Annotated in this window: 26 protein-coding genes and 2 tRNA genes; 7 read left to right on the top strand and 21 right to left on the bottom strand. The window is 62.9% G+C overall.

The window, feature by feature from the left end:
* Window positions 1-139: 139 nt before the first annotated feature.
* Genes FZZ93_RS07775 through FZZ93_RS07750 form a run of 6 tightly spaced genes read left to right on the top strand, consistent with a single transcriptional unit; the run spans window position 140 to window position 5,979 of the window.
* Window positions 140-2,956: a monovalent cation/H+ antiporter subunit A gene (locus tag FZZ93_RS07775; RefSeq protein WP_149321750.1), complete on the top strand. Its 2,817-nt coding sequence runs from the start codon at window positions 140-142 to the stop codon at window positions 2,954-2,956.
* The gene (locus FZZ93_RS07770) at window positions 2,956-3,303 is read left to right on the top strand and encodes a Na+/H+ antiporter subunit C (RefSeq protein ID WP_149321749.1); all 348 of its coding nucleotides are present in this window, start codon (window positions 2,956-2,958) and stop codon (window positions 3,301-3,303) included. The genes FZZ93_RS07775 and FZZ93_RS07770 overlap by 1 nt, the downstream gene beginning before the upstream one ends.
* Complete coding sequence (locus tag FZZ93_RS07765) at window positions 3,300-4,811, top strand: monovalent cation/H+ antiporter subunit D (RefSeq protein ID WP_149321748.1); 1,512 nt, start codon at window positions 3,300-3,302, stop codon at window positions 4,809-4,811. Before FZZ93_RS07770 ends, FZZ93_RS07765 begins: the two co-directional genes overlap by 4 nt.
* Window positions 4,808-5,305 (top strand): Na+/H+ antiporter subunit E, encoded by a 498-nt coding sequence (locus FZZ93_RS07760; protein WP_149321747.1) that lies wholly within the window; start codon window positions 4,808-4,810, stop codon window positions 5,303-5,305. The genes FZZ93_RS07765 and FZZ93_RS07760 overlap by 4 nt, the downstream gene beginning before the upstream one ends.
* Complete coding sequence (locus tag FZZ93_RS07755) at window positions 5,299-5,568, top strand: K+/H+ antiporter subunit F (protein WP_149321746.1); 270 nt, start codon at window positions 5,299-5,301, stop codon at window positions 5,566-5,568. The genes FZZ93_RS07760 and FZZ93_RS07755 overlap by 7 nt, the downstream gene beginning before the upstream one ends.
* Before the next feature lie 15 nt (window positions 5,569-5,583).
* On the top strand, window positions 5,584-5,979 hold the full coding sequence (locus FZZ93_RS07750) for a Na+/H+ antiporter subunit G (RefSeq protein WP_187774488.1): 396 nt from the start codon (window positions 5,584-5,586) through the stop codon (window positions 5,977-5,979).
* 31 nt (window positions 5,980-6,010) lie between these two features.
* Here FZZ93_RS07750 and hemH read toward each other — a convergent pair whose 3' ends face one another.
* The 13 genes from hemH to yrfG form a co-directional block, all read right to left on the bottom strand.
* Window positions 6,011-7,048: a ferrochelatase gene (gene hemH / locus FZZ93_RS07745; protein ID WP_246146156.1), complete on the bottom strand. Its 1,038-nt coding sequence runs from the start codon at window positions 7,046-7,048 to the stop codon at window positions 6,011-6,013.
* Window positions 7,049-7,374: 326 nt separating this feature from the next.
* Window positions 7,375-7,677, bottom strand: coding sequence for a DUF6482 family protein (locus FZZ93_RS07740; RefSeq protein WP_149321744.1), 303 nt, complete (start codon window positions 7,675-7,677; stop codon window positions 7,375-7,377).
* A gap of 118 nt (window positions 7,678-7,795) precedes the next feature.
* On the bottom strand, window positions 7,796-8,089 hold the full coding sequence (locus FZZ93_RS07735) for a hypothetical protein (RefSeq protein ID WP_149321743.1): 294 nt from the start codon (window positions 8,087-8,089) through the stop codon (window positions 7,796-7,798).
* A gap of 71 nt (window positions 8,090-8,160) precedes the next feature.
* Window positions 8,161-9,549 carry a replicative DNA helicase gene (gene dnaB, locus FZZ93_RS07730; RefSeq protein ID WP_149321742.1) on the bottom strand — a complete coding sequence of 463 codons (1,389 nt, stop codon included), beginning with the start codon at window positions 9,547-9,549 and terminating at the stop codon, window positions 8,161-8,163.
* Between the two features lie 179 nt (window positions 9,550-9,728).
* Window positions 9,729-10,175 carry a 50S ribosomal protein L9 gene (rplI, locus tag FZZ93_RS07725; protein ID WP_149321741.1) on the bottom strand — a complete coding sequence of 149 codons (447 nt, stop codon included), beginning with the start codon at window positions 10,173-10,175 and terminating at the stop codon, window positions 9,729-9,731.
* A gap of 15 nt (window positions 10,176-10,190) precedes the next feature.
* On the bottom strand, window positions 10,191-11,042 hold the full coding sequence (locus FZZ93_RS07720) for a hypothetical protein (RefSeq protein WP_149321740.1): 852 nt from the start codon (window positions 11,040-11,042) through the stop codon (window positions 10,191-10,193).
* A gap of 12 nt (window positions 11,043-11,054) precedes the next feature.
* Window positions 11,055-11,282, bottom strand: coding sequence for a 30S ribosomal protein S18 (gene rpsR / locus FZZ93_RS07715; RefSeq protein WP_013333281.1), 228 nt, complete (start codon window positions 11,280-11,282; stop codon window positions 11,055-11,057).
* Between the two features lie 33 nt (window positions 11,283-11,315).
* Window positions 11,316-11,687: a 30S ribosomal protein S6 gene (gene rpsF / locus FZZ93_RS07710; RefSeq protein WP_013333282.1), complete on the bottom strand. Its 372-nt coding sequence runs from the start codon at window positions 11,685-11,687 to the stop codon at window positions 11,316-11,318.
* Between the two features lie 155 nt (window positions 11,688-11,842).
* A complete protein-coding gene (msrB, locus tag FZZ93_RS07705; protein WP_149321739.1) occupies window positions 11,843-12,340 on the bottom strand; it encodes a peptide-methionine (R)-S-oxide reductase MsrB in 498 nt (165 codons plus the stop codon).
* A 137-nt stretch (window positions 12,341-12,477) separates the two neighbouring features.
* Window positions 12,478-14,058: a phosphoenolpyruvate carboxykinase gene (locus FZZ93_RS07700; protein ID WP_149321738.1), complete on the bottom strand. Its 1,581-nt coding sequence runs from the start codon at window positions 14,056-14,058 to the stop codon at window positions 12,478-12,480.
* Between the two features lie 254 nt (window positions 14,059-14,312).
* Window positions 14,313-15,188 (bottom strand): Hsp33 family molecular chaperone HslO, encoded by an 876-nt coding sequence (gene hslO, locus FZZ93_RS07695; protein WP_149321737.1) that lies wholly within the window; start codon window positions 15,186-15,188, stop codon window positions 14,313-14,315.
* 91 nt (window positions 15,189-15,279) lie between these two features.
* A complete protein-coding gene (locus FZZ93_RS07690) occupies window positions 15,280-15,669 on the bottom strand; it encodes an RNA-binding S4 domain-containing protein (protein WP_149321736.1) in 390 nt (129 codons plus the stop codon).
* Entirely contained in the window at window positions 15,662-16,342 is a 681-nt protein-coding gene (gene yrfG / locus FZZ93_RS07685) for a GMP/IMP nucleotidase (RefSeq protein WP_149321735.1), read from the bottom strand. Before yrfG ends, FZZ93_RS07690 begins: the two co-directional genes overlap by 8 nt.
* Window positions 16,343-16,446: 104 nt before the next feature.
* Between yrfG and nudE the strand changes: the two genes are divergently transcribed.
* Window positions 16,447-17,031: an ADP compounds hydrolase NudE gene (gene nudE / locus FZZ93_RS07680; protein ID WP_149321734.1), complete on the top strand. Its 585-nt coding sequence runs from the start codon at window positions 16,447-16,449 to the stop codon at window positions 17,029-17,031.
* 46 nt (window positions 17,032-17,077) lie between these two features.
* On the opposite strand, the gene FZZ93_RS07675 is transcribed toward nudE, so the two are convergent.
* The 8 genes from FZZ93_RS07675 to FZZ93_RS07640 form a co-directional block, all read right to left on the bottom strand.
* Window positions 17,078-18,187, bottom strand: coding sequence for an oxidoreductase (locus FZZ93_RS07675; RefSeq protein ID WP_149321733.1), 1,110 nt, complete (start codon window positions 18,185-18,187; stop codon window positions 17,078-17,080).
* Between the two features lie 78 nt (window positions 18,188-18,265).
* On the bottom strand, window positions 18,266-20,110 hold the full coding sequence (gene ilvD / locus FZZ93_RS07670; protein WP_149321856.1) for a dihydroxy-acid dehydratase: 1,845 nt from the start codon (window positions 20,108-20,110) through the stop codon (window positions 18,266-18,268).
* A 132-nt stretch (window positions 20,111-20,242) separates the two neighbouring features.
* A complete protein-coding gene (gene nadA, locus FZZ93_RS07665; protein ID WP_149321732.1) occupies window positions 20,243-21,271 on the bottom strand; it encodes a quinolinate synthase NadA in 1,029 nt (342 codons plus the stop codon).
* A gap of 300 nt (window positions 21,272-21,571) precedes the next feature.
* Window positions 21,572-21,647: transfer RNA gene (locus FZZ93_RS07660), tRNA-Lys, on the bottom strand.
* A 31-nt stretch (window positions 21,648-21,678) separates the two neighbouring features.
* A tRNA-Lys gene (locus FZZ93_RS07655) sits at window positions 21,679-21,754 on the bottom strand.
* A gap of 69 nt (window positions 21,755-21,823) precedes the next feature.
* Complete coding sequence (gene rluB, locus FZZ93_RS07650) at window positions 21,824-22,687, bottom strand: 23S rRNA pseudouridine(2605) synthase RluB (protein WP_149321731.1); 864 nt, start codon at window positions 22,685-22,687, stop codon at window positions 21,824-21,826.
* Window positions 22,687-23,601 (bottom strand): SMC-Scp complex subunit ScpB, encoded by a 915-nt coding sequence (gene scpB / locus FZZ93_RS07645; protein ID WP_149321730.1) that lies wholly within the window; start codon window positions 23,599-23,601, stop codon window positions 22,687-22,689. The genes rluB and scpB overlap by 1 nt, the downstream gene beginning before the upstream one ends.
* The gene (locus FZZ93_RS07640; RefSeq protein WP_149321729.1) at window positions 23,598-24,536 is read right to left on the bottom strand and encodes a segregation and condensation protein A; all 939 of its coding nucleotides are present in this window, start codon (window positions 24,534-24,536) and stop codon (window positions 23,598-23,600) included. The genes scpB and FZZ93_RS07640 overlap by 4 nt, the downstream gene beginning before the upstream one ends.
* Window positions 24,537-24,636: the final 100 nt, after the last annotated feature.

The raw sequence follows: 24,636 nt of genomic DNA, 5'->3' as shown, positions 1-24,636 counted from the left end.
ATTTTGCGTTAGAGTAGAGAGCAAATGCCATTGATGGGCCTGTTTCCCCAGGGATGGACGCGCAGCCCAGCGCTTGTCGTCGATCGTTCCCTCGGGACAGAACCCTTGGCCTCAAGCAAACGCGCAGGATGACCGATCGATGACATTGCTCTGGATAGCGCTGTTTCCCCTTATCGGCGTGCTGGTACCGGCGTTCGGTGCACGCCTCGAACGCCCGGCCTGCTCGCTGATAACAGCACTGCTGCCGGCCGTGGCCCTGTTGCTGACCCTGGCACAGATTCCCGCCCTCGCCGATGGAGAGACGCTGCGCTTCGCCGTCGACTGGGTGCCTGCGCTGGGGATGGAACTCGCCTTCAGGCTGGATGGCCTGTCGGTGCTCTTCAATCTGCTGATCCTGGGCATCGGCCTGTTGATTCTGCTCTATGCCCATTACTACCTGGCGCCCGAGGAACCCTATGGGCGTTTCTACGCCTATCTGATCCTGTTCATGTCATCCATGGTCGGCATCGCCATGGCCGACAACCTGCTGTTGCTGTGGATGTTCTGGGAGCTCACCAGCCTGTCGTCCTTCCTGCTGATCGGCTTCTGGTCACATCGCAGCGACGCCCGCAAGGGCGCGCGCATGGCACTGGCGGTCACTGGCGCCGGCGGCCTGGCCTTGCTGGCCGGGCTGCTGCTGCTCGGCGACATGGTCGGCAGCTTCGACATGAACCAGGTATTGGCCAGTGGCGACACTATCCTGGCCGATGACCGCTATCCGCTGGCATTGGGCCTGATACTGCTCGGCGCCTTCGCCAAGTCGGCCCAGTTTCCGTTCCATTTCTGGCTGCCCCATGCCATGGCCGCGCCCACACCGGTCTCGGCCTATCTGCACTCCGCCACCATGGTCAAGGCAGGAATCCTGTTGATGGCCCGCCTCCATCCGGCCATTGCCGGCAGCGAGCTCTGGACCCTGGTGGTTACCCTGGTCGGCATGACGACGCTGATCTACGGCGCCTGGTTCGCCTTGGTGAAGACCGACCTCAAGGGCATCCTGGCCTTTTCCACGGTCAGTCACCTGGGCCTGATCACCGCCCTGCTGGGTATCGGCACGCCCATGGCGGTGCTGGCCGCCCTGTTCCACATTCTCAATCACGCCACCTTCAAGGCGGCGCTGTTCATGTGTGCCGGCATCATCGACCACGAAACCGGCACCCGAGAACTCTCGCGCCTCGGCGGCCTGCGCCGGGCCATGCCGGTCACCGCCCTGCTGACCTCGATCCTCGCGGCGGCCATGGCCGGGGTTCCCTTGCTCAACGGCTTCATCTCCAAGGAAATGTTCTTCACCAGTGCTGCCGACACCGGCATGCTCGGCGGCATCAGTTGGCTGCTGCCGGTACTGGCCACGCTGGGCGGCATCCTGTCGGTGGCCTACTCGCTGCGCCTGGTGTATGCCGTCTTCTTCAAGCCCGCCCGTGAAGCGCCGCCCAAGTCACCTCACGAGCCCCCTCGCCTGATGCGGGCGCCAGTCGAACTGCTGGCAGTGCTCTGCATCCTGGTAGGGCTGCTGCCCTCGCCGCTGGCCGGCGGCCTTCTCGACCTGGCTACCCAGGCGGTGCTCGGCGAACCCATGGAGTTCCACCTGGCCATCTGGCATGGCGTCAACCTGCCGCTGCTGATGAGCCTGATCGCCCTGGTCGCCGGGATCGGCACCTATGTGGGACACCGTTACCTGCGGCGCTTCCACAAGGGTTTCAAGCCGGTGGATGCACGCCTGGTGTTCGAAGGTTCGGTACAGTACGTCGGCCGGTATGCCGAGACACTGCTCGGACGCTTCGACAACGCCTCACTGCAGCGCTACATGAGCCTGCTGCTGTGCACCGCATTGGTACTGGGCGGCCTGGGGCTGTTCATGATGCCAAGCCTCGCCGGGGACCAGCCCGCCAGCGATATCGATGGAGTGCTGCTGACCGGCGCTATCCTGCTGATGTTCAGCGGTATCGCCACGGTAGCCACCCATCGCTATCGCCTGATCTCGCTGCTGATGCTGTCGATGGTGGGGCTGCTGGTCTCGCTGACCTTCGCCCGCTTCTCCGCCCCTGACCTGGCCCTGACCCAGCTCTCGGTGGAAGTGGTGACCATGATCCTGCTAATGCTGGCGCTGTTCTTCCTGCCCCAGAAGACACCACGCGAATCCTCGATGCCGCGCAACCTTCGCGATGTCGCGCTGGCTTCGGCACTGGGCATGGTCATCGCCAGCCTCAATTACGCCGTCCTGACCCGAGACAACGCCAGCATATCCGGCTTCTTCATCGACAACAGCGTGCCGGGCGGCGGCGGCCATAACGTGGTCAACGTCATCCTGGTCGACTTCCGTGGCTTCGATACCCTGGGCGAGATCACCGTCCTGGCCATCGCCGGCCTGGCCATCCTGAAACTGCTCAACCGCCTGCGCCTGTTCATGCCGCACAGTGATTCAGAGGGCCGGCTCTGGTCACCAGATCGTTATCCGATGATCCTGACCACCATCTCCCAGGCGTTGCTGCCGCTGGCCCTGTTGGTCTCTGTATTCATCTTCCTGCGCGGGCATAACCTGCCCGGTGGTGGCTTCATCGCCGGCCTGATCACCGCCGTAGCCCTGATTCTGCTCTACATGGCCCGAGGCGTGGAGTGGGCCCAGGCTCGCCTGGACTTCCAATACCAGCCTGTCGCCATCGCCGGGGTCGGCCTGGCCACCCTGACCGGCGCCGGTAGCTGGCTGTTCGGTCATCCCTTCCTGACGTCGTCCTTCGGCCACTTCCACCTGCCGGTGGTTGGCGATTTCGAGCTGGCCACAGCCATGATCTTCGATCTCGGCGTCTACCTGGCCGTGGTCGGTGCAACGCTGATGATCCTGGCCAACCTCGGCAAGCTGACCACACCCCACCGACCAACCAAGGACAGCGACACCGCCGCCCCCAGCGAGGAGACGAGTTGATGGAAAGCCTCTATGCCCTCACCACCGGCGTGCTCAGTGCCTGTGGTCTCTATTTGACACTACGGGGCAGAACCTTTCCCGTGGTGGTCGGCCTGACCCTGTTGTCCTATGCAGTCAATCTCTTCCTGTTCTCCATGGGCGGGCTGACCACCGACGGCGCCGCCGTCGTCAACGGCGATGGCAACTATGCCGACCCGCTCCCCCAGGCCCTGGTGCTGACGGCCATCGTCATTGGTTTCGCCATGACCGCCTTCGCGGTCATCCTGGCCATGCGTGCCCGGGGCGACATGGGCAACGACCATGTCGATGGCCGGAAACATGAGGATCGAGAGGAGACGCGCCGGTGATGCCGCATTTGATCGTCCTGCCCATTGTCCTGCCACTCGCCATGGGCGTCGTGCTGTTACGCTCGCGCTTCGGCAGCCCAGGTTTCAAGCGCGTCGCGAGCGTTATCGCCACCCTGGCACTCGCTGTCATTTCCCTGGTCCTGCTGCGACATGCTGCCGAGGGTGAGATCACCTACTACGCTCTCGGCGGCTGGCAGCCGCCCTTCGGCATCGTGCTAGTGCTGGACCGGCTCTCGGCCCTGATGGTGCTGCTTACCTCGGTGCTGGCGATCGGTTGCGTGATCTTTGCCTGCGGAGGTGACGACGAGAAAGGCAGTAACTTCCACGGGCTCTTCCAGCTCCAGTTGATGGGCATCAACGGTGCCTTCCTGACCGGCGACCTGTTCAACCTCTTCGTCTTCTTCGAAGTACTGCTGCTGGCGTCCTATGCCCTGCTGCTGCATGGCGGCGGCAAGTCCCGCATTCAATCGGCCGTGCATTATGTAGTGCTCAACCTGGCCGGCTCGGCGCTGTTCCTGATCGCCGTAGGCGTGCTCTATGGCGCCACCGGCACCCTCAACATGGCCGACATGGCGGCACGACTGGGCGAACTGCCCGCCGAACGCAGCGGGCTGGTCACCGCCGGCGCTCTGCTGCTGCTGGTGGTCTTCGGCCTCAAGGCCGCCATCCTGCCACTCTACTTCTGGCTGCCGCGAGCCTATGCCGCCGCCCCGGCGCCGGTGGCGGCGCTGTTCGCCATCATGACCAAGGTCGGTATCTATGCCATCCTGCGGGTCTACTCGCTGATCTTCGGCCAGAATGCCGGCGAGCTCTCTTCGCTCGAGCAGCCCTGGGTGTGGTGGCTGGCACTCGCCACCCTGGTCGCCGCCACCATCGGCGTGCTGGCAGCCCGCGACCTGCGACTGCTGGTTGCCTATCTGGTGCTGGTATCCGTCGGTACCCTGCTCGCCGGGGTCGGCATGAACACGCCCGAGGCCACCGCCTCGCTGCTCTATTACCTGGTGCATACCACTCTGGTGACCGGCGGCCTCTTCCTGCTGGCAGACATGATCGGCCAACAGCGCGGCAAGGCGGGTACCCGCATCGTCAAGGGTCGCCCATTGATTCAGGGTGGAGCCCTGGCGGGGCTGTTCTTCCTCGGCGCGGCCGCCGTGGCCGGCTTGCCCCCGCTGTCTGGCGCCATCGGCAAGGCACTGTTGATGCATGCCGCCGAAGCCGGACAACGCCTCTGGCTCTGGCCCATCCTGCTGATCAGTGGCCTGTGCGCCATCATCGCTCTGTCCCGGGCCGGATCGACGCTGTTCTGGCGCAGCAACGACGGTGAACCGGGCGGTGAACGACTCCCTCGTCAACAATGGATCGGCGTGAGTCTGCTACTCGCCAGCTCGCCACTGCTGGTGGCACTGGCCGGACCGGTCAGTGACTACACCCGGGCCACCGCCGACCAGTTGGCCAACCCCGACGCCCTGGTGAGCGCGTTATTGTCCGACAACGGAGGCGCCCAATGATCAAGCCGAGACGCTGGCTTCCCATTCCCCTGTTGTCGCTGCTACTGCTGGCGGTCTGGCTGTTGATGGTACGCAGCCTGTCGCCGGGCCACATCCTGCTGGGCAGCGTCCTGGCAGTGGTCATCCCGCTGTACACCTACCGTTTCTGGGATGTTCAGCCACATATCCGCCGGCCCGGCCTGCTGCTGCGCTTCGTGCTTCGCGTGCTGGGCGACATCATCGTCGCCAACTTCCATGTCGCCTGGTTGATCATCAATCCCTGGCGACGCACGCGCCCGCACTTCGTGGAATATCCACTGATGCTGCAGGAACGTTTCACCATCACCCTGCTGGCCAACACCATCAGCCTGACGCCGGGGACGGTATCGGCCAACCTGCGCATGGATGGCAAGACCCTGCTGATCCACGCGCTGGATGTGGGAGATGACGAAGCGCTCATCGAACAGATCCGCGAGCGCTATGAGCGGCCGATCAAGGAGATCTACGAATGCTAGATATCGCGCTGAAGATCAGCCTGGCTCTGGTGCTGGTCGCCATTCTGCTCAACACCTACCGACTGGCGGTCGGGCCCGACATGCCGGACCGCATCCTGGCACTGGATACCATGTACGTGAATTCCATCGCCCTGATCGTGCTGATGGGGCTGTGGCTCAATACCAAGACGTATTTCGAGGCCGCCTTGCTGATCGCCATGCTCGGTTTCATCAGTACCGTGGCCGTGTGCAAATATCTGTTGCGCGGCGACATCATCGAATAGCGGGAGCAAGCCAGCATGTCGATCTATGTGATCCTAGAGGGCGTGATTTCATTTTTCCTGATCGCCGGTGGCGCCTTCATTTTCATCGGCTCGCTGGGCATGACCCACCTGCGGGACTTCTACATGCGCCTGCATGGGCCGACCAAGGCCACCACCATGGGTATTGGCTGCATCCTGGTGGCCTCGATGCTCTACTTCGGCATCGTCGACAACTACCCCGTGATTCAGGAGCTGCTGATTACTCTGTTCCTGTTCATCACCGCGCCGGTCAGCGCCCATCTATTGGCCAAGACGGGCCTGCACCAGCAGCTCAAGCGCGTGGACAAGACGCAGGGTCAGCCGGCCGAGCTACGGGACGAGGAAGTCGGGAAGAAACCAGTGCCACACCACTCGGATGCAGGGCATGACTAAGGGGCCCATGATGGCCCCGAGCGGCGCTGGATCATAGCCAGCCGGCGAGTTCTCTTTCGACGATGGCCGTCAGTGCCTGGATATGGTCGTCACGGGCATTGAGACACGGTACATAGGTGAAGGCCTCGCCACCGGCATCGAGAAAGGCGCCGCGAATTTCCTCTTCGATCTCCTCCAGGGTCTCCACGCAATCGGCAGAGAAGGCTGGCGACACCACGGCGATGTGTCGGATGCCTTGGCGAGCCAATTCGGCGACATGTTCCACGGTGGCGGGCCCCAGCCACTGCTCGGGTCCGAACTTCGACTGGAAGGTGGTGACGATGGACTCGTCATCCAGCCCCAGTTGCTCCTGCAACAGCCTCGTGGTCTTGCGACAGTGGCAGTAATAAGGATCGCCTTCGTCGAGAAAGCGCTTGGGGACGCCATGGTAGGAGGCCACCAGCACTTCGGGACGAGTCGTGGCGGCGGCATAGGCCTCGCGCACCGTGGCACTCAGGGCCTCGAGATAGGCCGGATGATCGAAATAGGCCGGTACGGTCCGAATCGCCGGCTGCCACTTGAGCTTCATCAGGGTCCGGAAGGCCTGATCGTTGGCCGTCGCGGTCGTCGGCGAGCCGTACTGAGGATACAGCGGAAAGAACAGGATTCGCTCGCAGCCATTGGCCTGCAGGCGTTTCAGCACGCTCTCGGTCGACGGATTGCCGTAGCGCATGCAGAACGCCACTTCGAGCCGCTCCCCATAGGTACCCTCGAGCGCCACGGCGAGCTTGTCGGTCTGCTCGCGGGTGATGGTCAGCAAGGGACTCTCGTCCCTTTCCCGGTTCCAGATGCCGCGATAGGCCTTGCCGGACGCGAAGGGACGACGGCTGAGGATCACCAGTTGCAGTAGAGGCTGCCACAGCCAGGGCGAGTAGTCGACGACACGACGATCAGAGAGAAATTCACTGAGATAGCGCCGCACCGACCAGTAGTCGGTCGCATCCGGGGTTCCGAGATTGGCCAATACCACGCCGACCTTGCCGCCGACCGGCTCGGGATGCCCATCAGGCGTCTGAAGCAAGGACGCCATTTCCTCGGAAGCTGCCATGTCGAAGTCTCCTGTTGCGGGGCCACGGGCGGAGCACAAGGATACCATCGGCGCTTCAGGCGGCGGAATAGAGTTATACTATTAATTCAATTTGTACAAGAGTTGACCAAGAAGAGGCAGCGAGCGGTGACGACTACGCCAGCGACAGCTTCCACCGAGGCCCATGCACTGAAGGCCCGACGATCATTGCGTCCGTTCATGCGGGAAATGGCAAGAGAGGCAATATCGGCTCGCCAGGGTCGGAGCCGAATGTAGCGGTCAGGAAATCAGGATGGGCGGGATGTGATACGGATGGTTGCCGAGTCAGCTCAGAAGGCCAGTGGCATGCGTGCATTCAGCGGATCATGATAGCGAGCCCGGTGGCCAATCATCTCGTCCTCGGGCACCTGCTCCACCAGATAGGCGCGATGAATGTCGGCGCGTTTGAGCTCCAGGTAGACATCGTCCAGTGTCCGAAACAGTACCGGCTTACCGGCACGGGTCAGCATGTGTCGCCGCCCTTCCACATCCTCGAGTTCCATCTGGTAGAACCGATTGCCCGCATGACCGATCACGCGGATTTCGAAGTTGTCGTGCTGGGCCACGAAGGCCTCGAGGTCGTTGAGTTCCATGAGTCCCTCCATCAGGGAGTCGGCTTGAGTGGATCGGCTCCAGATTGGGGATATCGCATGACAACCGGATGACCGACCCGTGTCGCCTCTGTGACTGATGGCGGGTCCAGGGGTTCCCTTACTGGTATTCAGAGGGGTCGATGGCCTTGCCCAGAGAGTTGCGGTCGACCCAATTGCCGGCCTTGGTCTCCTTGTAGCGCAACACCACCCGGTCGCCGATCGCGACGGGCAGCTCGGCATCCTCGGTCTGATAGCTGTAATGCTCGCCATCCACTACCAGCTGGTAGCGATACAGATCGGGCATACCCAGCCATTCCTTGAACGGCCCTTCCCGTTCCACCGATTGCAGTTCGCCACGCGCCTCGAGTTTCGGAGCGCGACGACGATTGCCGCGCCGGAATCCGCCTGCCATGGTGCTTCTCCAGTATGCTGTTGAGGGGGTCGGATTATACGGGGCTCGCCCGTCGGCTCAAGCGTCGCGACTCACTCGCCGAACCCGCCCCCATAGCTGTCGGGTGCGAGATCCTCAAAACGCGTGTACTTGCCGATAAAGGCCATGTGCACCGTGCCGATGGGACCATTACGCTGCTTGCCGATGATGAATTCCGCCAATCCCTGATTGTCCGGATTATCTGGATTGTAGACCTCATCGCGATAGACGAAGCCAATGATATCGGCATCCTGCTCGATGGCGCCCGACTCTCGCAGGTCCGACATCACCGGACGCTTGTTGGGCCGCTGCTCCAGGGAGCGGTTGAGCTGGGAGAGACAGACCACCGGACAGCCGAACTCCTTGGCCAGCCCTTTCATCGAACGCGATATCTCCGAAATCTCGCCGGTACGGTTCTCGGAGAAACCGGGGATCTGCATCAATTGCAGGTAGTCGATCATGATCAACGACAGGTTGCCATGCTCACGCACCACCCGCCGGATGCGCGAGCGCATCTCGTTGGGGGATAGGGCCGCCGTGTCGTCGATGAAGAGTTGCTTGTCCTTGAGCAGGTTGACCGCCGAGGTGAGCCGTGGCCAGTCTTCGTCTTCCAGTTGACCGGTACGCACCCGTGTCTGGTCGATGCGGCCGAGCGACGACAGCATCCTCAGCATCAATGACTCCGCGGGCATCTCCATGGAAAACACCATCACTGGCTGGTCGCTGGAGATCACCGCATGTTCAACCAGGTTCATGGCGAAGGTGGTCTTGCCCATTGAGGGGCGCCCGGCAATGATCACTAGATCGGAAGGCTGCAGGCCGGAGGTCATGTCGTCGAGATCGCGGAAGCCGGTGGACAACCCGGTCATCTCGCCCTGCATGTTGAACAGTTCATCGATACGATCCACGGCCTTGGCCAGCAGGTCGCTCATGCCAATGGGACCGCCGGACTTCGGCCGCTCCTCGCTAATCTGGAAGACCAGCCGCTCGGCTTCGTTGACCAGCTCATCGGCGGGACGCCCCTGGGGCGCGAAGGCGCTTTCCGCCACCTGATTGGCGGCACGGATCAGCTTGCGCAGGGTGGCCCGCTCGCGAACGATATCGGCATAGGCGCGAATATTGCTCGCCGAGGGCGTATTGCGCGCCAGCTCCGCCAGATAGGCCAGACCACCCACGGTATCCAGTTGATCGCGACCTTCCAGTGCCTCCGACAGCGTCACCACGTCCATCGGACGGGCCCCTTCGGCGAGTTGGCCCATGACGTTGAAGACCAGACGATGCTCATAGCGGTAGAAATCATCCGCCACCAGACGATCGGCGACATTGTCCCAGGCCGCGTTATCGAGCATAAGACCGCCGAGCACCGACTGTTCGGCCTCCAGCGAATGAGGCGGCACCTTGAGCGCCGCGGTTTCCTTGTCGAGCTCGAGGGGTTCATTCATGACAGCGAGGCCCTTGGCGAAATCGGCGCCACCATTCTACCCGAAGGGGAAAGACGACCCCATGCCCTGGTGGCAACACACAAGCGATCAAAAAACAGTCAAAAAAGGGAGCCAAAAAAGGGGCGCGAGGATAGCCCTCGCGCCCCCTGGACATCCACATGGACGTCGCGCTGGTCGGCTTACTCGCCTACCACCACGATACGTACGGTGGCGTCGACTTCGGCATGCAGGTGCAGGTCGATGTCGTATTCGCCGGTCTGGCGAATCGGCCCCTGCGGCATGCGAACTTCGCTCTTGGCCACTTCGATGCCGGCAGAGGAGATCGCCTCGGCCAGATCACGCGGACCAATGGAACCGAACAGCTTGCCTTCGTCACCGCTCTTGGCGACCAGCGACAGTTCGATGTCGTTGAGCTGTTCAGCGCGAGCCTCGGCCTCGGCCTTGCGCTCGGCCGCTTCGGCCTCGAGCTCGGCACGCTGGGCTTCGAAAGCCTCGATGTTATCCTTGGTGGCCGGCACGGCGAGGCCGTAGGGCACCAGGTAGTTGCGGCCATAACCGGGCTTGACGTTGACCTGGTCACCCAGACCGCCCAGCTTGCCAATCTTGTCGAGCAGAATGACTTCCATCTCGTTAACCTCTTGTCAGTTGCCGCGGCCGAGTCGTGCACGGAAATCCGCGAACGAATCCAGCAGGGCCACGAGCAGCACGATGAGAATCATGGGCCAGGTGAAGATCAGCAGCACATAAAAGATGCCTAACCACAGCCCATGCATTCCCTTCAATCCAATAAAACCGTGTACCAACGCGATACCGGCCACCAGCAGCGGAACCCAGACCAGCATGCCCAACCCGGGCAGGTTGAGCACCAGACCGACCAGGCCGATCCCGAGCAGCACCAGTAGCTCACGAGGTGCCAGCCGCAGGGCATGAAACTCCTCGCGAAAGCCACCGGGGTTATAGAGCCCGGCCTGCCAGGCCCTGGCCAGCGCCAGACATCCCACCGCTACCAGCAGCACCACCAAGCCGGTGACACCACCGATCAGCAGATTGGCGAGTTGCCTGGTGTCCACGCCCTGACTGGCCATGTCGTCGAGCATCGCCGCGATCTCCGGCGCGCCCTGGCGCAATTGCTCCAGCAAGGGCTCGACGCCGCCGGGTGGCAGGAAGATCCCCGACTGAATCATCAGCGCCCCTCCCAGGGCTCCGATGATCAAGGCCTCGCTCCAGCGCATCCGGGAGCGCAGCACCACTGCCATGAGCGTCACCAGCAAGACGCTGGACAAGGGAATCACATCCCCCTGGCTCCACCACCATCCCGCCGGCAAGGCCGCGGCAACGATCACCGGCAGGGCCGACGACAACCCTCTGCGCAGCGTGACCAGTGCCGCAATGGCGGCCCCCAGCCAGAACAACCAAGGCACCAGAGTGCCAACGGCCGCCCCGATTGTCGCCTGGGGCAGCCCCTGCATCAGCCATCGAGCGACAGGCAGCATCGGGTCAGTAGCTTACTGGTGGCTATCGGTGTAAGGCAGCAGTGCCAGGTAGCGTGCCCGCTTGATAGCGGTAGACAGCTGACGCTGGTAGCGAGCCTTGGTACCGGTGATACGGCTGGGAACGATCTTGCCGGTCTCGGTGACGTAGGCCTTGAGCGTGTCCAGATCCTTGTAATCGATCTGCTTCACACCTTCGGCGGTGAAACGGCAAAACTTACGGCGACGGAAAAAGCGTGCCATGTAAAGACTCCTTCAAACGTGCGACGGTTGGGCTCAGGCGGACTCGGCGGTGCGCGGCTTTTCGTCGCGACGCGCGCGCTTGTCCTCGGCCGGCTTCATCATCGGAGAAGCTTCGGTGATGGCTTCCTTGCAGCGCACCACCAGGCTGCGAATGATGGCATCGTTGAAACGGAAGATGTTCTCGATTTCCTCGAGAGTCTCGCCGCTGCACTCGACGTTCATCAGCACGTAGTGAGCCTTGTGGATCTTGTTGATCGGGTAGGCCATGTGGCGGCGACCCCAATCCTCGAGACGATGCACAGTTCCGCCGTTCTCGGTGACGATGCCGGTATAGCGCTCGACCATCGCGGGAACCTGCTCGCTCTGGTCCGGATGGACCATGAAGACGATCTCATAATGACGCATGGATTCTCCTTGCGGTTTGGCAGCTTCCGGTGGAGGCGTTGTTGCACCCCAGGGGAAGCAAGGAGGTGATTCTCGAATATACGATGCCCGCTCGCAGGACGAGCGGGCGCAAGCATTCTATAGACTGAGCGGCGCGCGCGCAAGCAAGGGCTTCTCTAAGCCGGCACAAAGCGCAACGCCAATCCATTGTTGCACCAACGCAGTCCGGTTGGGTCGGGGCCATCATCGAAGAGGTGGCCCTGGTGGCCGCCGCATCGGGCACAATGATACTCGGTGCGCGGTATCAGCAGCACCAGGTCGAGTTCAGTGAGTAGATGCCCTTCGATATGCGTAAAGAAACTCGGCCAGCCGGTACCGGAATCATATTTCATGGCACTCTCGAACAGCGGCAGATCGCAGCCGGCGCAATGATAGACGCCCTTCCGGGTCTCCTTGTCCAGCGGACTCGAAAAGGCCGGCTCGGTGCCTCCCTTCCGCAGTATCTCGAACCGTTCCTCGGTTAGCCTTTCCCGCCATTCGACCTCGCTTAGCTCGAGCGTCTCGAGTCCCGACGCCGGGGACAGATCCGGCTTTGGACGTGCATTGGCCAGCCCCGGCGCCAGACCGGACAAGCCACCGAGCCCCAACAGACCAAGGAAATGACGACGCTGCATGGCACGACTCCTCTTCCAGGAAATGATCCGCGAGAGCTCCCACTGACACCAGGCGGGACGAAAAAAGCGGAGAGGAATACTCCCCTCCGCTTTCGACCATACGCGAACAGCGGTGTTCAGTGTCGTCCCCGGCAGACTCAGTCGAGGCTGGGACCGGCCTTGACGATTGCTTCACTGACGCCGTCGAACTTCTTGAAGTTATCGACGAACTTGCCGGCCAGCTCCTCGAGATGGCGGTCATAGGCTGCCTGGTCGGACCAGGTCTCTCGCGGGTCGAGCAGACGGGATTCGACGCCCGGTACGGCGGTCGGCACATCCAGGTTGAGGCCTTCGATGCGCTTGGTCTCTACATCGCGCAGCACGCCGGACTGGATAGCATGGATGATGGCGCGGGTGGTAGGAATCGAGAAACGCGCACCGCCCTCGCCATAGGCACCGCCGGTCCAGCCGGTGTTGACCAGATAGACCTGGGCGTCCTTTTCGGCCACGCGCTTGATCAGCAGGTCGGCGTACTCACGGGCCGGACGCGGGAAGAAAGGCGCACCGAAGCAGGTAGAGAAAGTGGCTGCCAGCCCCTCGGAGGAGCCCATTTCGGTAGAGCCCACCTTGGCGGTGTAGCCGGACAGGAAGTGATAGGCTGCTGCTTCCTTGGAAAGCACCGAGACCGGCGGCAGTACGCCGCTCATGTCGCAGGTCAGGAAGACGATGGCATTAGGCTCGCCGGCGCGATTCTCGGCCACGCGCTTCTCGACGTGCTCGAGCGGGTAGGCGGCGCGCGAGTTCTGGGTCAGGCTGTCGTCAGCGTAATCCGGCTCACGACGGTCATCGAGGACCACGTTCTCGAGCACGGTACCGAACTGGATGGCATTCCAGATCACCGGCTCGTTCTTCTCGGAGAGATCGATGCACTTGGCATAGCACCCCCCCTCGATGTTGAAGACGGTTCCCACGCCCCAGCCGTGCTCGTCGTCACCGATCAGGAAACGCGACGGATCGGCGGACAGAGTGGTCTTGCCGGTTCCGGAGAGGCCGAAGAACAGGGTGGTCTCGCCATCCTCGCCAACATTGGCGCTGCAGTGCATGGGCAGCACGTCGGACGCCGGCAGCAGGAAGTTCTGCACCGAGAACATGGCCTTCTTCATTTCGCCGGCATAGCGCATGCCGGCGATCAGCACCCGACGCGCGGCGAAGTTGATGATCACGCAGCCATCGGAATTGGTACCGTCACGCGCCGGGTCGCACTCGAAGAAAGGCGCATTGAGGATGGTCCACTCATCCTTGGAAGACGGATTATAGGGCTCGGGGCGCACGAACATGGTGCGGCCGAACAGGTTGTGCCAGGCCGTTTCGGTGGTCACGCGAACCGGCTGGTAGTGAACCGGGTCGCTGCCCACGTGCAGTTCGGACACATAGCGCTCGCCGGCGTTCAGATAGGCCTCGACACGCCCCCACAGGGCATCGAAGCTGTCGGCGTCGAACGGTTGGTTGACGCTACCCCAGTCGATCTGGCCGCTGGTGGACGGCTCTTCGACGATGAAACGATCCTTGGGCGAGCGGCCGGTACGTTGACCGGTATTCACCACCAGTGCGCCATTGGCTGCCAGACGGCCTTCGCCATTGGCCACGGCACGCTCGACCAACTCGGCGCTGCTGAGGTTGACGTGGGCGGTGGCGGACTGCGCACTGGCAGCCTGTGAAACGGCTTGAGTCGTGGTCATGTCGATTCCTGGGCCTTACGGCCAATTCTCTCTCGTTTGCCGGGCGTCCTTGACGCGTGTCTGCCCATCCCGCGAACGCCGCATGCGGTTACCCGTCTCGTGTTCGGCGGCACCCACGCTTGGATGAGTGGAGCGCATTATGGCAAAAACCCGGCCACCGGGAAATGCCGACATTACCCGACGTTCTTGTAGTTTTACTACTACATCATGACCAATCACTACATTATCCAGACTGACCTCTTTACCCGGCCGGTTCAGTGAACCGTCGGCGGCGGTCCATCCGGATCATCGAGCATCGCCTCAACTTCGGCAACGGTGAACTGGTAGCGGGTATGGCAGAAATGGCACTGGGTGGCGATTCCGCCCTGCTCGGCCAGGATCTCGCGCAGCTCCTCGTTACCCAGGCTCAGCAGGGCCCCAGCGATACGCTCGCGGGAACAGCTGCAGCCGAAATGCAGGGCCTTGGGCTCGAACACCCGGGCCTGCTCTTCATGGAACAGACGATGCAGCAAGTCATGCTGTTCCAGCGACAGCAGCTCGTAGGCGGTAAGGGTAGCGGCCAGTTGCACCATGCGCTCCCAGGCGTCCTCGTCCTGATTCAAGGATTCGTCGGGCAGGCGCTGCAGCAACAAGCCTGCGGAGCGCTGCGAGTCGGCGGCCAGCCAGATTCGTGTGGGCAACTGCTCGGAGCGGCTGAAGTAATCTTCCAGACATCCGGCCAGGTTGTCCCGCTCCAGCGTGACGATGCCCTGATAGCGGCGCCCTTCACGAGGATCCAGGGTGATGGTGATCTGCCCCTCGCCGAACAGCTCGGCGAAACCGGCATCGTCACCGGGGATCGCCGCATCTTCATCCAACTGGGCGATAGCACGCAGTTCGCCACCGGGGTTCGACTCGGCCATCAGCAACGACAAGGCGCCCTTGCCCCGAACCTCGATGCTCATGGTGCCATCGAGCTTGACGGTCTCTGTGAGCAGCGCCACGGCGGCCAGCAGCTCTCCGAGCTGCCGAGTCACCGCGGGCGGATAATCGTGCCGTTCCAGGACTTCGGCATAAGCCTTCTCGAGGGAAACGACCTCACCACGCACATTGGTGTTGTCGAAGAGGAAACGCTGTATCTGATCGGTCATGAATCTGCCTGAAGATAAGTGGTGAGAAACAAGAGAGAAGAAGGAAGATATCAGCCCCTGGTGACTTCCCTCTTACCTCTTCCTTCTGCCTTCATTCCCCGCCCTGCTCTCGCATGAAACGCTTGATCTCGCGGCGCTGCTTCTTGTCGGGTCGCTTGAGCGGGTGCTGCATGGCCTGGTTGGCCTGACGGCGACTCTCGGCCTCTTTCGCGCGCCTCGCCTCGCTTTCCGCGGTCTCGCGGTAAAGCTCGCGGGCCTCGGGGGCGCCACGCCGCTGATCCGACAAGGCCACCACCTCGACCTCACAGGTGTCCCAGCCCTGGGGCACCTTGATCAGCGCACCGATTTCAACATTCTTGCTGGTCTTGGCACGACCACCGTTGTAATGCACCTTGCCGCCTTCGATAGCCTTCTTGGCGAGCGCCCGGGTCTTGAAGAAGCGCGCCGCCCATAACCACTTGTCGAGCCTGATATCACTCATGAGCACCTCCGTGGGGCGGCAGGTCCTCGGGCAACAGCGCCGCGAACCGGTCCAGAGCGACGAAGGACTCGAGCTCGCGGGCCGGTCGTTGGCTATCGGGCTGCAGAATGCCCAGCAGATGGCGAATGCCGAACTCGCGAGCGCTCTCCAGCACCGAAGGATTGTCGTCGATGAACAAAGTGCGGGCCGGCTCGAAGGGCTCGACCTCCTGCAGAGCGAACCAGAACGCCTGCTCTTCCTTGGGCACGCCCAGGTCGGCGGAAGAGACGATGGCGTCCAGGTAGTCTTCGAGACCCGTCAGCGGTAGCTTCAGCGCCAGGCTCTCGCGGTCGGCATTGGTCGCCAGGACTACACGCGGATGGGCCTGCTTGAGCCAGGCCAGGAAATCCAGTGCATCGCCACGCAGGCCGATCAGATGCTGAACCTCACGCTTGAGGGCCAGGATGTCGACGCCCAGTTCACGGCGCCAATAGGCCAGGCTGTACCAGTCCAGGGTGCCCTGTTCGCGAATGATGCGCGCGCGCACCTCCTCCTGGGTGGCTTCGTCGAGTCGATGCAACTCCACGTAGCGCCTAGGCAGGTGCTCGAGCCAGAAGTGGCTGTCGAAGTGCAGGTCCAGCAGTGTGCCGTCCATGTCCAGCAGGACGGTATCAATAGCACGCCAGTCGATCATGGGCTCCTCATGGGTGGCGCGGTGGCGTCTCGCGGATGATAGACGTGATAGTGTAACCAATCGACACTCACGGCGCATTCGATGCCCCATCGACCGGAGCCCCCATGGCCGACCAGTACGCTAAACCGCATGTCCTGTCACGACGCAGCGTTGCCACGAGCCGTCTGTTCAATGTCGAGGAAATGGAACTGCGCTTCGCCAATGGCGCCGAGCGGACCTTCGAGCGGCTGGGCGGCAATGTCAGGGGCAACGGCGCGGTGATGATCGTCGCCATGCCCGACCCCGAGCATGTGCTGTTGATTCGCGAGTATGCCGCAGGCCTTGAGGAGTACGCCCTGACCCTGCCCAAGGGCCTGGTCGATCCCGGCGAAGATGTCGTGACCGCCGCCAATCGCGAGCTGATGGAAGAGTGCGGATTCGGCGCTCACCGCCTCGAGCCGCTGGTGGAACTGACCCTGGCCCCCAACTACATGAGCCATCGCATGCAGGTCATGCTTGCCACCGACCTCTACCCCAAACGACTCCCCGGCGATGAACCCGAGCCCTTGATCGTGGAGACCCACGCCATCGACGAAATCGGCGCCCTGCTGGCGAGAGACGATTTCCACGAGGCCCGGGCCATCGCCGCCCTGTTCATCGCCAGAGACAAATTACGCGCCGAGTCGCCTGCGCCTTCCTCTCTATGGTGAGACGGCTGCGGTGAGACGACTGCGGTGAGCCGGCGGCAAGGCGTTATCAGGCGGAGCTGCCGCCACCCTGGGCATGCAGCAGCCGACGACGAACGCCGTTGCCTTCCTTGAGCTTGACCCAGCGCCCTTGGCGATAACTGTCCAGTCCGGCCTCGAGCAGCGACATGGTTTCCAGGGCTTCCTCGGCCGTCACCGGCGGTGGCGTACCGCGCAGCAGCGTCTCGGCGATACCGTCATAATAGGCTCGATAGTCACCCGCTTCGCAGGGCAGCTCATGGCTGACCAGCGACACCTCATCGCCCGGCCCCTCATCGAGCGTCAGACGGCCGGGGCTGTCATCCACGCCCCAGCCCACTTGCGGCGTTTCACCGGCCTTGAGCCAGGCCTCCTGGGGATCGAGACCATACTTCACGAAACTGCCCTGGGTGCCATACACCGCGAAACGCGGGGTCGGTTCGGCCACCAGGGAGCTGGCTCCGAGCATCACGCGCAGATTGTCGTAATCCAGCACTGCCAGGAAGTCATCGTCGATCTCGGCGCCGTCCCGCGCGGTCGACAGCTCCAAAAGGATCGCCCGCGGCATGCCGAACAGCTCGCGGGCCTGATCGAGCAGGTGCGGCCCCAAATCGAACCAGATACCACTTCCGGGCCGATGATGATCCCGCCAGCGATCGCTGACATGCGGGCGGAAACGATCAAATCGCGACTCCAGGGCGACGACGCGCCCCAACTCGCCCCGTTCGAGCAGCGACTTGAGGGTCAGAAAGTCACTGTCCCAGCGTCGATTGTGGAAGACACTGAGCAAGCGATCCGCATTTTCGGCATGCGACTTCAACTGGCGCGCCTCGGCCAGCGATACCGACATGGGCTTGTCGATCACCACGTGTTTGCCGGCGGATAGCGCGGACTTGGCCAGCGGAAAATGCGACTCATTGGGCGAGGCGATCACCACCAGGTCGATATCCGGGTCGGCGAACAACGACTGAGGCTTGGCGTGCACCGTCACCTGGGGATACACCGCCTGCACCTTCGCCGTGTCGCCGCTGACCACGGCGGACAACTCCAGGCCCGGCGCCTCCTGTATCAGCGGCGCGTGAAAGGTTCTGCCGGCCATGCCGAAGCCGATCAGGCCAACGTTGAGGGTCTGAGTCTTCATACCAAAGCGTCCTAGCAACAACAAAGATGAAGCCCCGGCAAGCGCGTGCCGGGGCGATCCAATCCGGGAGCCAAGCGTTCAGTCGAGCTTGGTCAGATCACGCACCGCGCCCTTGTCGGCGGATGTCGCCAGCAGCGCATAGGCCTTGAGCGCCGCGGATACCTTGCGCACACGCTGGATGGCCGGTTTCCAGGCGTCTCGTCCGCGCGCCTGCTGAGCCTGCCGGCGCTGCTCGAGTTCTTCATCGGAGAGCAGGACATTGATGCCGCGGCCGGGAATGTCGATACGGATCGTATCGCCATTCTCGACCAGGCCGATGGCGCCTCCCGCCGCGGCTTCCGGCGAGACATGGCCGATCGAAAGCCCCGAGGTACCGCCGGAGAAGCGACCATCAGTGAGCAGGGCACACGCCTTGCCCAACCCCTTCGACTTGAGGTAGGAAGTCGGGTAAAGCATCTCCTGCATGCCCGGACCGCCCTTGGGGCCCTCGTAGCGAATCACCACCACATCGCCTTCCTTCACCTGACCGCCGAGGATGTGCTCCACGGCCTGGTCCTGGGACTCGACGACATGGGCCGGCCCTTCGAACACCAGGATCGACTCGTCGACCCCGGCGGACTTCACCACGCAGCCATCACGCGCGATATTGCCATGCAGCACGGCGAGCCCACCCTCCTTCGAGAAGGCATGCTCGAGATCACGAATACAGCCAGTGGCGCGGTCGCCATCCAGGCTCGGCCAGCGGGCGCTCTGAGAGAACGCCACCTGGGTCGGCACGCCGCCAGGACCGGCCCGGAAGAACTCCACCACTTCGGGACTCGGCGAGCGCATGATGTCCCACTCGGCGAGCGCCTCGGCCAGGCTGTCGCCGTAAACCGTCGGCACCCGGGTATCCAGCACTCCCGCGCGGTCCAGCTCGCCGAGAATGGCCATGATGCCGCCGGCACGATGTACGTCCTCGATATGGTATTTCTGGGTATTGGGCGCCACCTTGCACAACTGGGGCACTTCCCGGGAGAGGCGATCAATATCGGTCATGGTGAAATCGATCTCGGCCTCCTGGGCGGCGGCCAGCAGGTGCAGGATGGTGTTGGTAGAACCGCCCATGGCGATATCGAGCGTCATGGCGTTCTTGAAGGCCGCCTTGGAACCGATGGCACGAGGCAGCAGGTGCGCCTCGTCGCCCTCGTAGTAACGCTTGGCCAGTTCGACGATGCGCCGCCCCGCCGTCTCGAAAAGGCGACGCCGGTCGGCATGGGTCGCCACCACGGTGCCGTTGCCCGGCAGTGCCAGCCCCAGCGCCTCGGTCAGGCAGTTCATGGAATTGGCGGTGAACATGCCCGAACAGCTACCGCAGGTCGGGCAAGCACTACGCTCCACCTCGGAGAGCGTCTCGTCGTCTACCGAGTCGTCGGCGGCCATGACCATGGCATCGACCAGGTCCAGCCCATGATCCAAAAGCTTGGTTTTGCCGGCCTCCATGGGGCCACCGGAGACGAAGATCACAGGCACGTTGAGGCGCATCGCAGCCATCAGCATTCCCGGGGTGATCTTGTCGCAGTTGGAAATGCACACCAACGCATCGGCGCAATGCGCATTGACCATGTATTCGACGCTGTCGGCAATGATGTCGCGACTCGGCAGCGAATACAGCATGCCGTCGTGGCCCATGGCGATGCCGTCATCGACAGCGATGGTATTGAATTCCTTGGCCACGCCACCAGCCTTCTCGATCTCCCGCGCCACCAGCTGGCCCATGTCCTTCAGGTGCACATGGCCCGGCACGAACTGGGTGAAGGAGTTGGCCACGGCGATGATCGGCTTGTGGAAATCATCATCCTTCATGCCGGTGGCGCGCCACAGGGCGCGGGCGCCGGCCATGTTACGACCGGCGGTGGTGGTTCGGGAGCGATACTCGGGCATGGTGTCCTCTTGCTCAGTCACGCCGCCTCGGGCGGGCGCTTTGCCGCCTGACGGTCTCGATGTCCAGGTTGGACACCGATTCTGGCATGAGAGGCGCAGGCATGCCAGACGGAGGCTGCCGGGGCCCGATGGTCAGGCGTTGAAGTTGAGCATCCGCTCCAGCGGCTTGAGCGCACGCTGCCGCAACGCTTCGTCGACGAAGATCTCGCCGCTGGCGTTACGCAGGGCGCCAGCCAGGTTGTCCAGGGCGTTCATCGCCATCCACGGGCAGTGGGCACAACTCTTGCAGGTGGCACCATCACCGGCAGTGGGGGCTTCAAAGAGCGTCTTGTCCGGCACCGCTTGCTGCATCTTGAAGAAGATGCCCCGATCGGTGGCCACGATAAGCTCCTGCTGGGGCAGCTCCTTGGCGGCCTTGATCAGCTGCGAAGTGGAGCCGGCGACGTCGGCCAACTCGACCACCGAGGATGGCGATTCCGGATGCACCAGCACTGCGGCGCCGGGATACACTCCCTTGAGATCCTCGACCCCCTTGGCCTTGAACTCCTCGTGGACGATGCAGGCGCCGTCCCAGAGCAGCATGTCAGCGCCGGTCTTGCGCTGGATGTAGCCACCCAGGTGCTTGTCCGGCGCCCACAAGATCTTCTCGCCTCGCGCCTGCAGGTGCTCAATCACATCCACAGCGATGGAAGACGTCACCACCCAATCGGCACGCGCCTTCACCGCCGCCGAGGTATTGGCATAGACCACCACGGTGCGATCCGGATGGGCATCGCAGAACGCCGAGAACTCATCGGCCGGGCAGCCGACATCCAACGAGCAGGTCGCCTCGAGGGTCGGCATCAGCACACGCTTCTCAGGCGACAGGATCTTGGCCGTTTCGCCCATGAAACGCACGCCGGCCACCACCAGGGTATCGGCCTCGTGACGGGCACCGAAGCGTGCCATCTCCAGGGAATCGGCCACGCAACCGCCCGTCTCCTCGGCCAGTTGCTGGATGGCATCATCGGTGTAGTAATGGGCCACCAGGACGGCATTGTTGGCCTCGAGCAGTCGCTTGATCTCCTCGACGCGCGCCTCGTCCTCGGCGGGAATGCGGGTGGGGCAATAGCGGCGTGCCAGCTGTTCGCGCAGCTCGGCACGGGAAGTCATGATCGTCATCGTGTCTACCACTGTGACCGGCAGGGGCTCCCCCTGCATTACACCAGGTGCCGGGTCTCGTGCACTCCGCACGGCTCGACACACCAGAGGGTCAACCGCTGCGTCTCTCGCTGTGGTCGACCCGCGCCGTTTGCAACCGACTCGCGTTCCGCGATCATCGGCGCAAGAAAAATGACGTCTTCTGATAATGACGCTGACACGTTCAGGTTGCAAGCTCGGCAGGCCCGGCGACGTGTCGTGATCCGACAGTCCGACCAACGAAAACGCCCCCGCCTCGAAACGAGGCGGGGGCGTAATATCTGGTGGGTCGTGTAGGATTCGAACCTACGACCAATTGGTTAAAAGCCAACTGCTCTACCAACTGAGCTAACGACCCTGCATGGCCCGAAGGCCAATACGGGTTCGGATGGTGGGTCGTGTAGGATTCGAACCTACGACCAATTGGTTAAAAGCCAACTGCTCTACCAACTGAGCTAACGACCCCTGCCGAACGGGTGCAAATAATACGTATGGACCCGGTCGCTGGCAAGCGATTTTTTTATCGCCGCCCGATCAACGCCCTCGAGACTTGGATGGCTTGGGCTTTCGCATGCCTTGTACTGGGCGCCGCTTGTTCTTGTCGCGGCTCCAGCGGTTCTTCTCATCAGGCGTCAGTTCCGGCACCTTGCGCGATGACAGCCCCGCTTGTTCGGCCAGGTCGTCGATCTCGTCCTGACCGAGCTCGACCCACTCCCCCGCCTTGGCTCGCTTGTCGAGGAAGATGTTGCCATAGCGCACGCGCTTGAGGCGGCTGACAGTGAGGTTCTGCGACTCCCATAGCCGGCGCACTTCGCGATTACGCCCCTCCATGAGGACCACATGGAACCAGGTATTAATGCCCTCGCCGCCGAACTCCTGCACATCGGTGAAACGTGCCGGACCGTCATCGAGCATCACGCCCTCGACCATCGCCTTGATATGCTCCATGGTCACCTCGCCCATCACGCGTACCGCATATTCGCGCTCGATCTGGGTCGCGGGATGCATCAATCGATTGGCCAACTCGCCGTCGGTGGTGAACAGCAGCAACCCGCTAGTGTTGATGTCCAGGCGGCCAATGGCGATCCAGCGCTCGCCCTTGAGGCGCGGCAGGCGATCGAAGACGGTACGACGCCCTTCCGGGTCCTTGCGCGTGCACAACTCGCCCTCCGGCTTGTTGTACATGATCACCCTGCGCGGCACTTCGTCGGCACCGCGCAGGGCCACCGGACGGTCGTCGAAGGCCACCTTGTCGCGCAGCTCGACCCGGTCTCCCAGGGTCGCCACCTGACCGTTGACCTTGACCCGCCCGTCGGCGATGGCGGTCTCCATTTCACGGCGCGAACCCAGCCCCGCCCGGGCCAGGACCTTTTGCAGTTTTTCGCTGGTGTCACTCATCAGTCATCTGTCTCACTTGTCGTGGATTCCGTCCCCGCAGCAGCATCCTCGTCGACGCGGCCACGGGCACGCTCGGACAACCGAGCCTCGATATCGGCAAAGCTCGGACTCGTCCGCTCGGACGCCGTCCCGGCGTGTGTTTCATCCTCGTCGGCCGTCCCGGCCAATGATTCTTCAGACCCAGCCGGCGCTTCCGCCCGTTCGGCTCCGGCCGCTGCCGGTGACGCCTCGAGTTCGCGGTCGCTCTCTTCTTCGGCTTCACCTTCTTCCTCGGCGCCACCTTCTTCCTCGGGCTCATCGAGCGACTCATCCGCCTGCGCCAGCACGTCCTGCTGGGGCGGCGGCGGCTCGTCCTCCTGATAGGTCTCTTCCTCGCCGAAGCTCTTGAGTTCGTGCATCGGCGGCAGTTCATCGAGCGTCTTGAGGCCGAAGTCGTCGAGAAAGGAGCGCGTGGTGGCATAGACCGCCGGGCGTCCAGGCACATCACGGTGCCCCACGACCCTCACCCAGCCTCGGTCGACCAGAGTGCGCATGATGGAACCGCTCACCGATACCCCGCGCACCTCCTCGATGTCGGCCCGCGTCACTGGTTGACGATAGGCGATCATCGCCAGGGTCTCCAGCAGCGCCCGCGAATAGCGCTGTGGGCGTTCATCCCACAGCCGCGACACCCAGGACGACAGCCGCGGCCGAATGCGCAGCTGGTAGCCTGTGGCAGTCTCGAGCAGCTCCATGGCACCGCGCTCATGACGCCCCTCGACACGCTCCAGCGACTCGCGCAGGGCGCGACGCGGCGGGCGCTCGTGGTCATCGAAAAGTGCCTCAAGACGCTCCAGCGGCAAGGGTTCGCCGGCCGCCAGCAGGGCAGCCTCGAGAATATCGTCCAGCGCCTCGGGATATTCCATGGCGGTCATGCCGGTTCGCTCCCATCCTCGTCCTGCGTCGCGAAGGGACTCTCACCCACGTCGCCCTCCTCCTCGAAGTCCTCGTCACCTTCCTGTGCCTCGGTCCCGGCCCGGGCACGCACGTGGATCGGCGACAACGGCGCATTCTGCACGATCTCGATCAAGGATTCCTTGGCCAGCTCGAGAATCGCCATGAAGGTGACGACCACGCCCGCGCGCCCTTCCTCGAGATTGAACAACGCCTCGAAGGGCGTGTGATGCTCGTGACTCAGGCGCTCCATGATCGCCAGCATGCGCTCGCGAGTCGAAAGCACTTCACGGCTGATCTGGTGAGACTGGTTGAGCTCCGCCCGTCGCAGTATACCCGCCAGCGCGCCGAGCAATTCATCGAGTTCCACATCGGGGTGGATCACCCGGGACTCGAGCGGCGGCAATGCTGCCCGCGCCGGAAACCAGTCGCGCCCCAGCCGGGGCAGGTCGGCCAACGACTCGGCGACGCTCTTGAGCCGCTCGTACTCCTGCAAGCGGCGAATCAGCTCGGCGCGGGGATCTTCCTCGTTGTCCTCGTCGCTCTCCTTGGGAGGGCGCGGCAACAGGGTGCGCGACTTGATCTCGGCCAGCATCGCCGCCATCAGCAGATACTCGCCGGCCAACTCGATCTCCATGGCCTTCATCAGTTCCACGTACTCGATGTACTGATGGGTGATGGCCGCCACGTTGATGGCCAGAATATCCAGGTTCTGGCGACGAATCAGGTAGAGCAGCAGATCGAGCGGCCCCTCGAAAGCCTCGAGAAAGACACGCAACGCCTCCGGCGGGATATAGAGATCCTCCGGCAACTGGGTGATCGGCTCGTCGAACAGCCGACCGAGCACCGCCGCACTATTTTCGACATCCTGCGCGGCACTCGCCTCACCATCGGCGGTCGTTGGCGTATCGCTCACGCGTGGCCTGGCCTCCTGCGACGTTGCTGGCGGAAACACGCCCGTTGGTTGACCGTGAAGTCTACCAAGAGCCACCCCACCAAGGTAAGCCACCCGGCCT

The sequence above is a fragment of the Halomonas eurihalina genome, from assembly GCF_008274785.1.
Lineage (GTDB): Bacteria > Pseudomonadota > Gammaproteobacteria > Pseudomonadales > Halomonadaceae > Halomonas > Halomonas eurihalina.
This window is presented reverse-complemented; position numbering and strand designations above follow the sequence as displayed.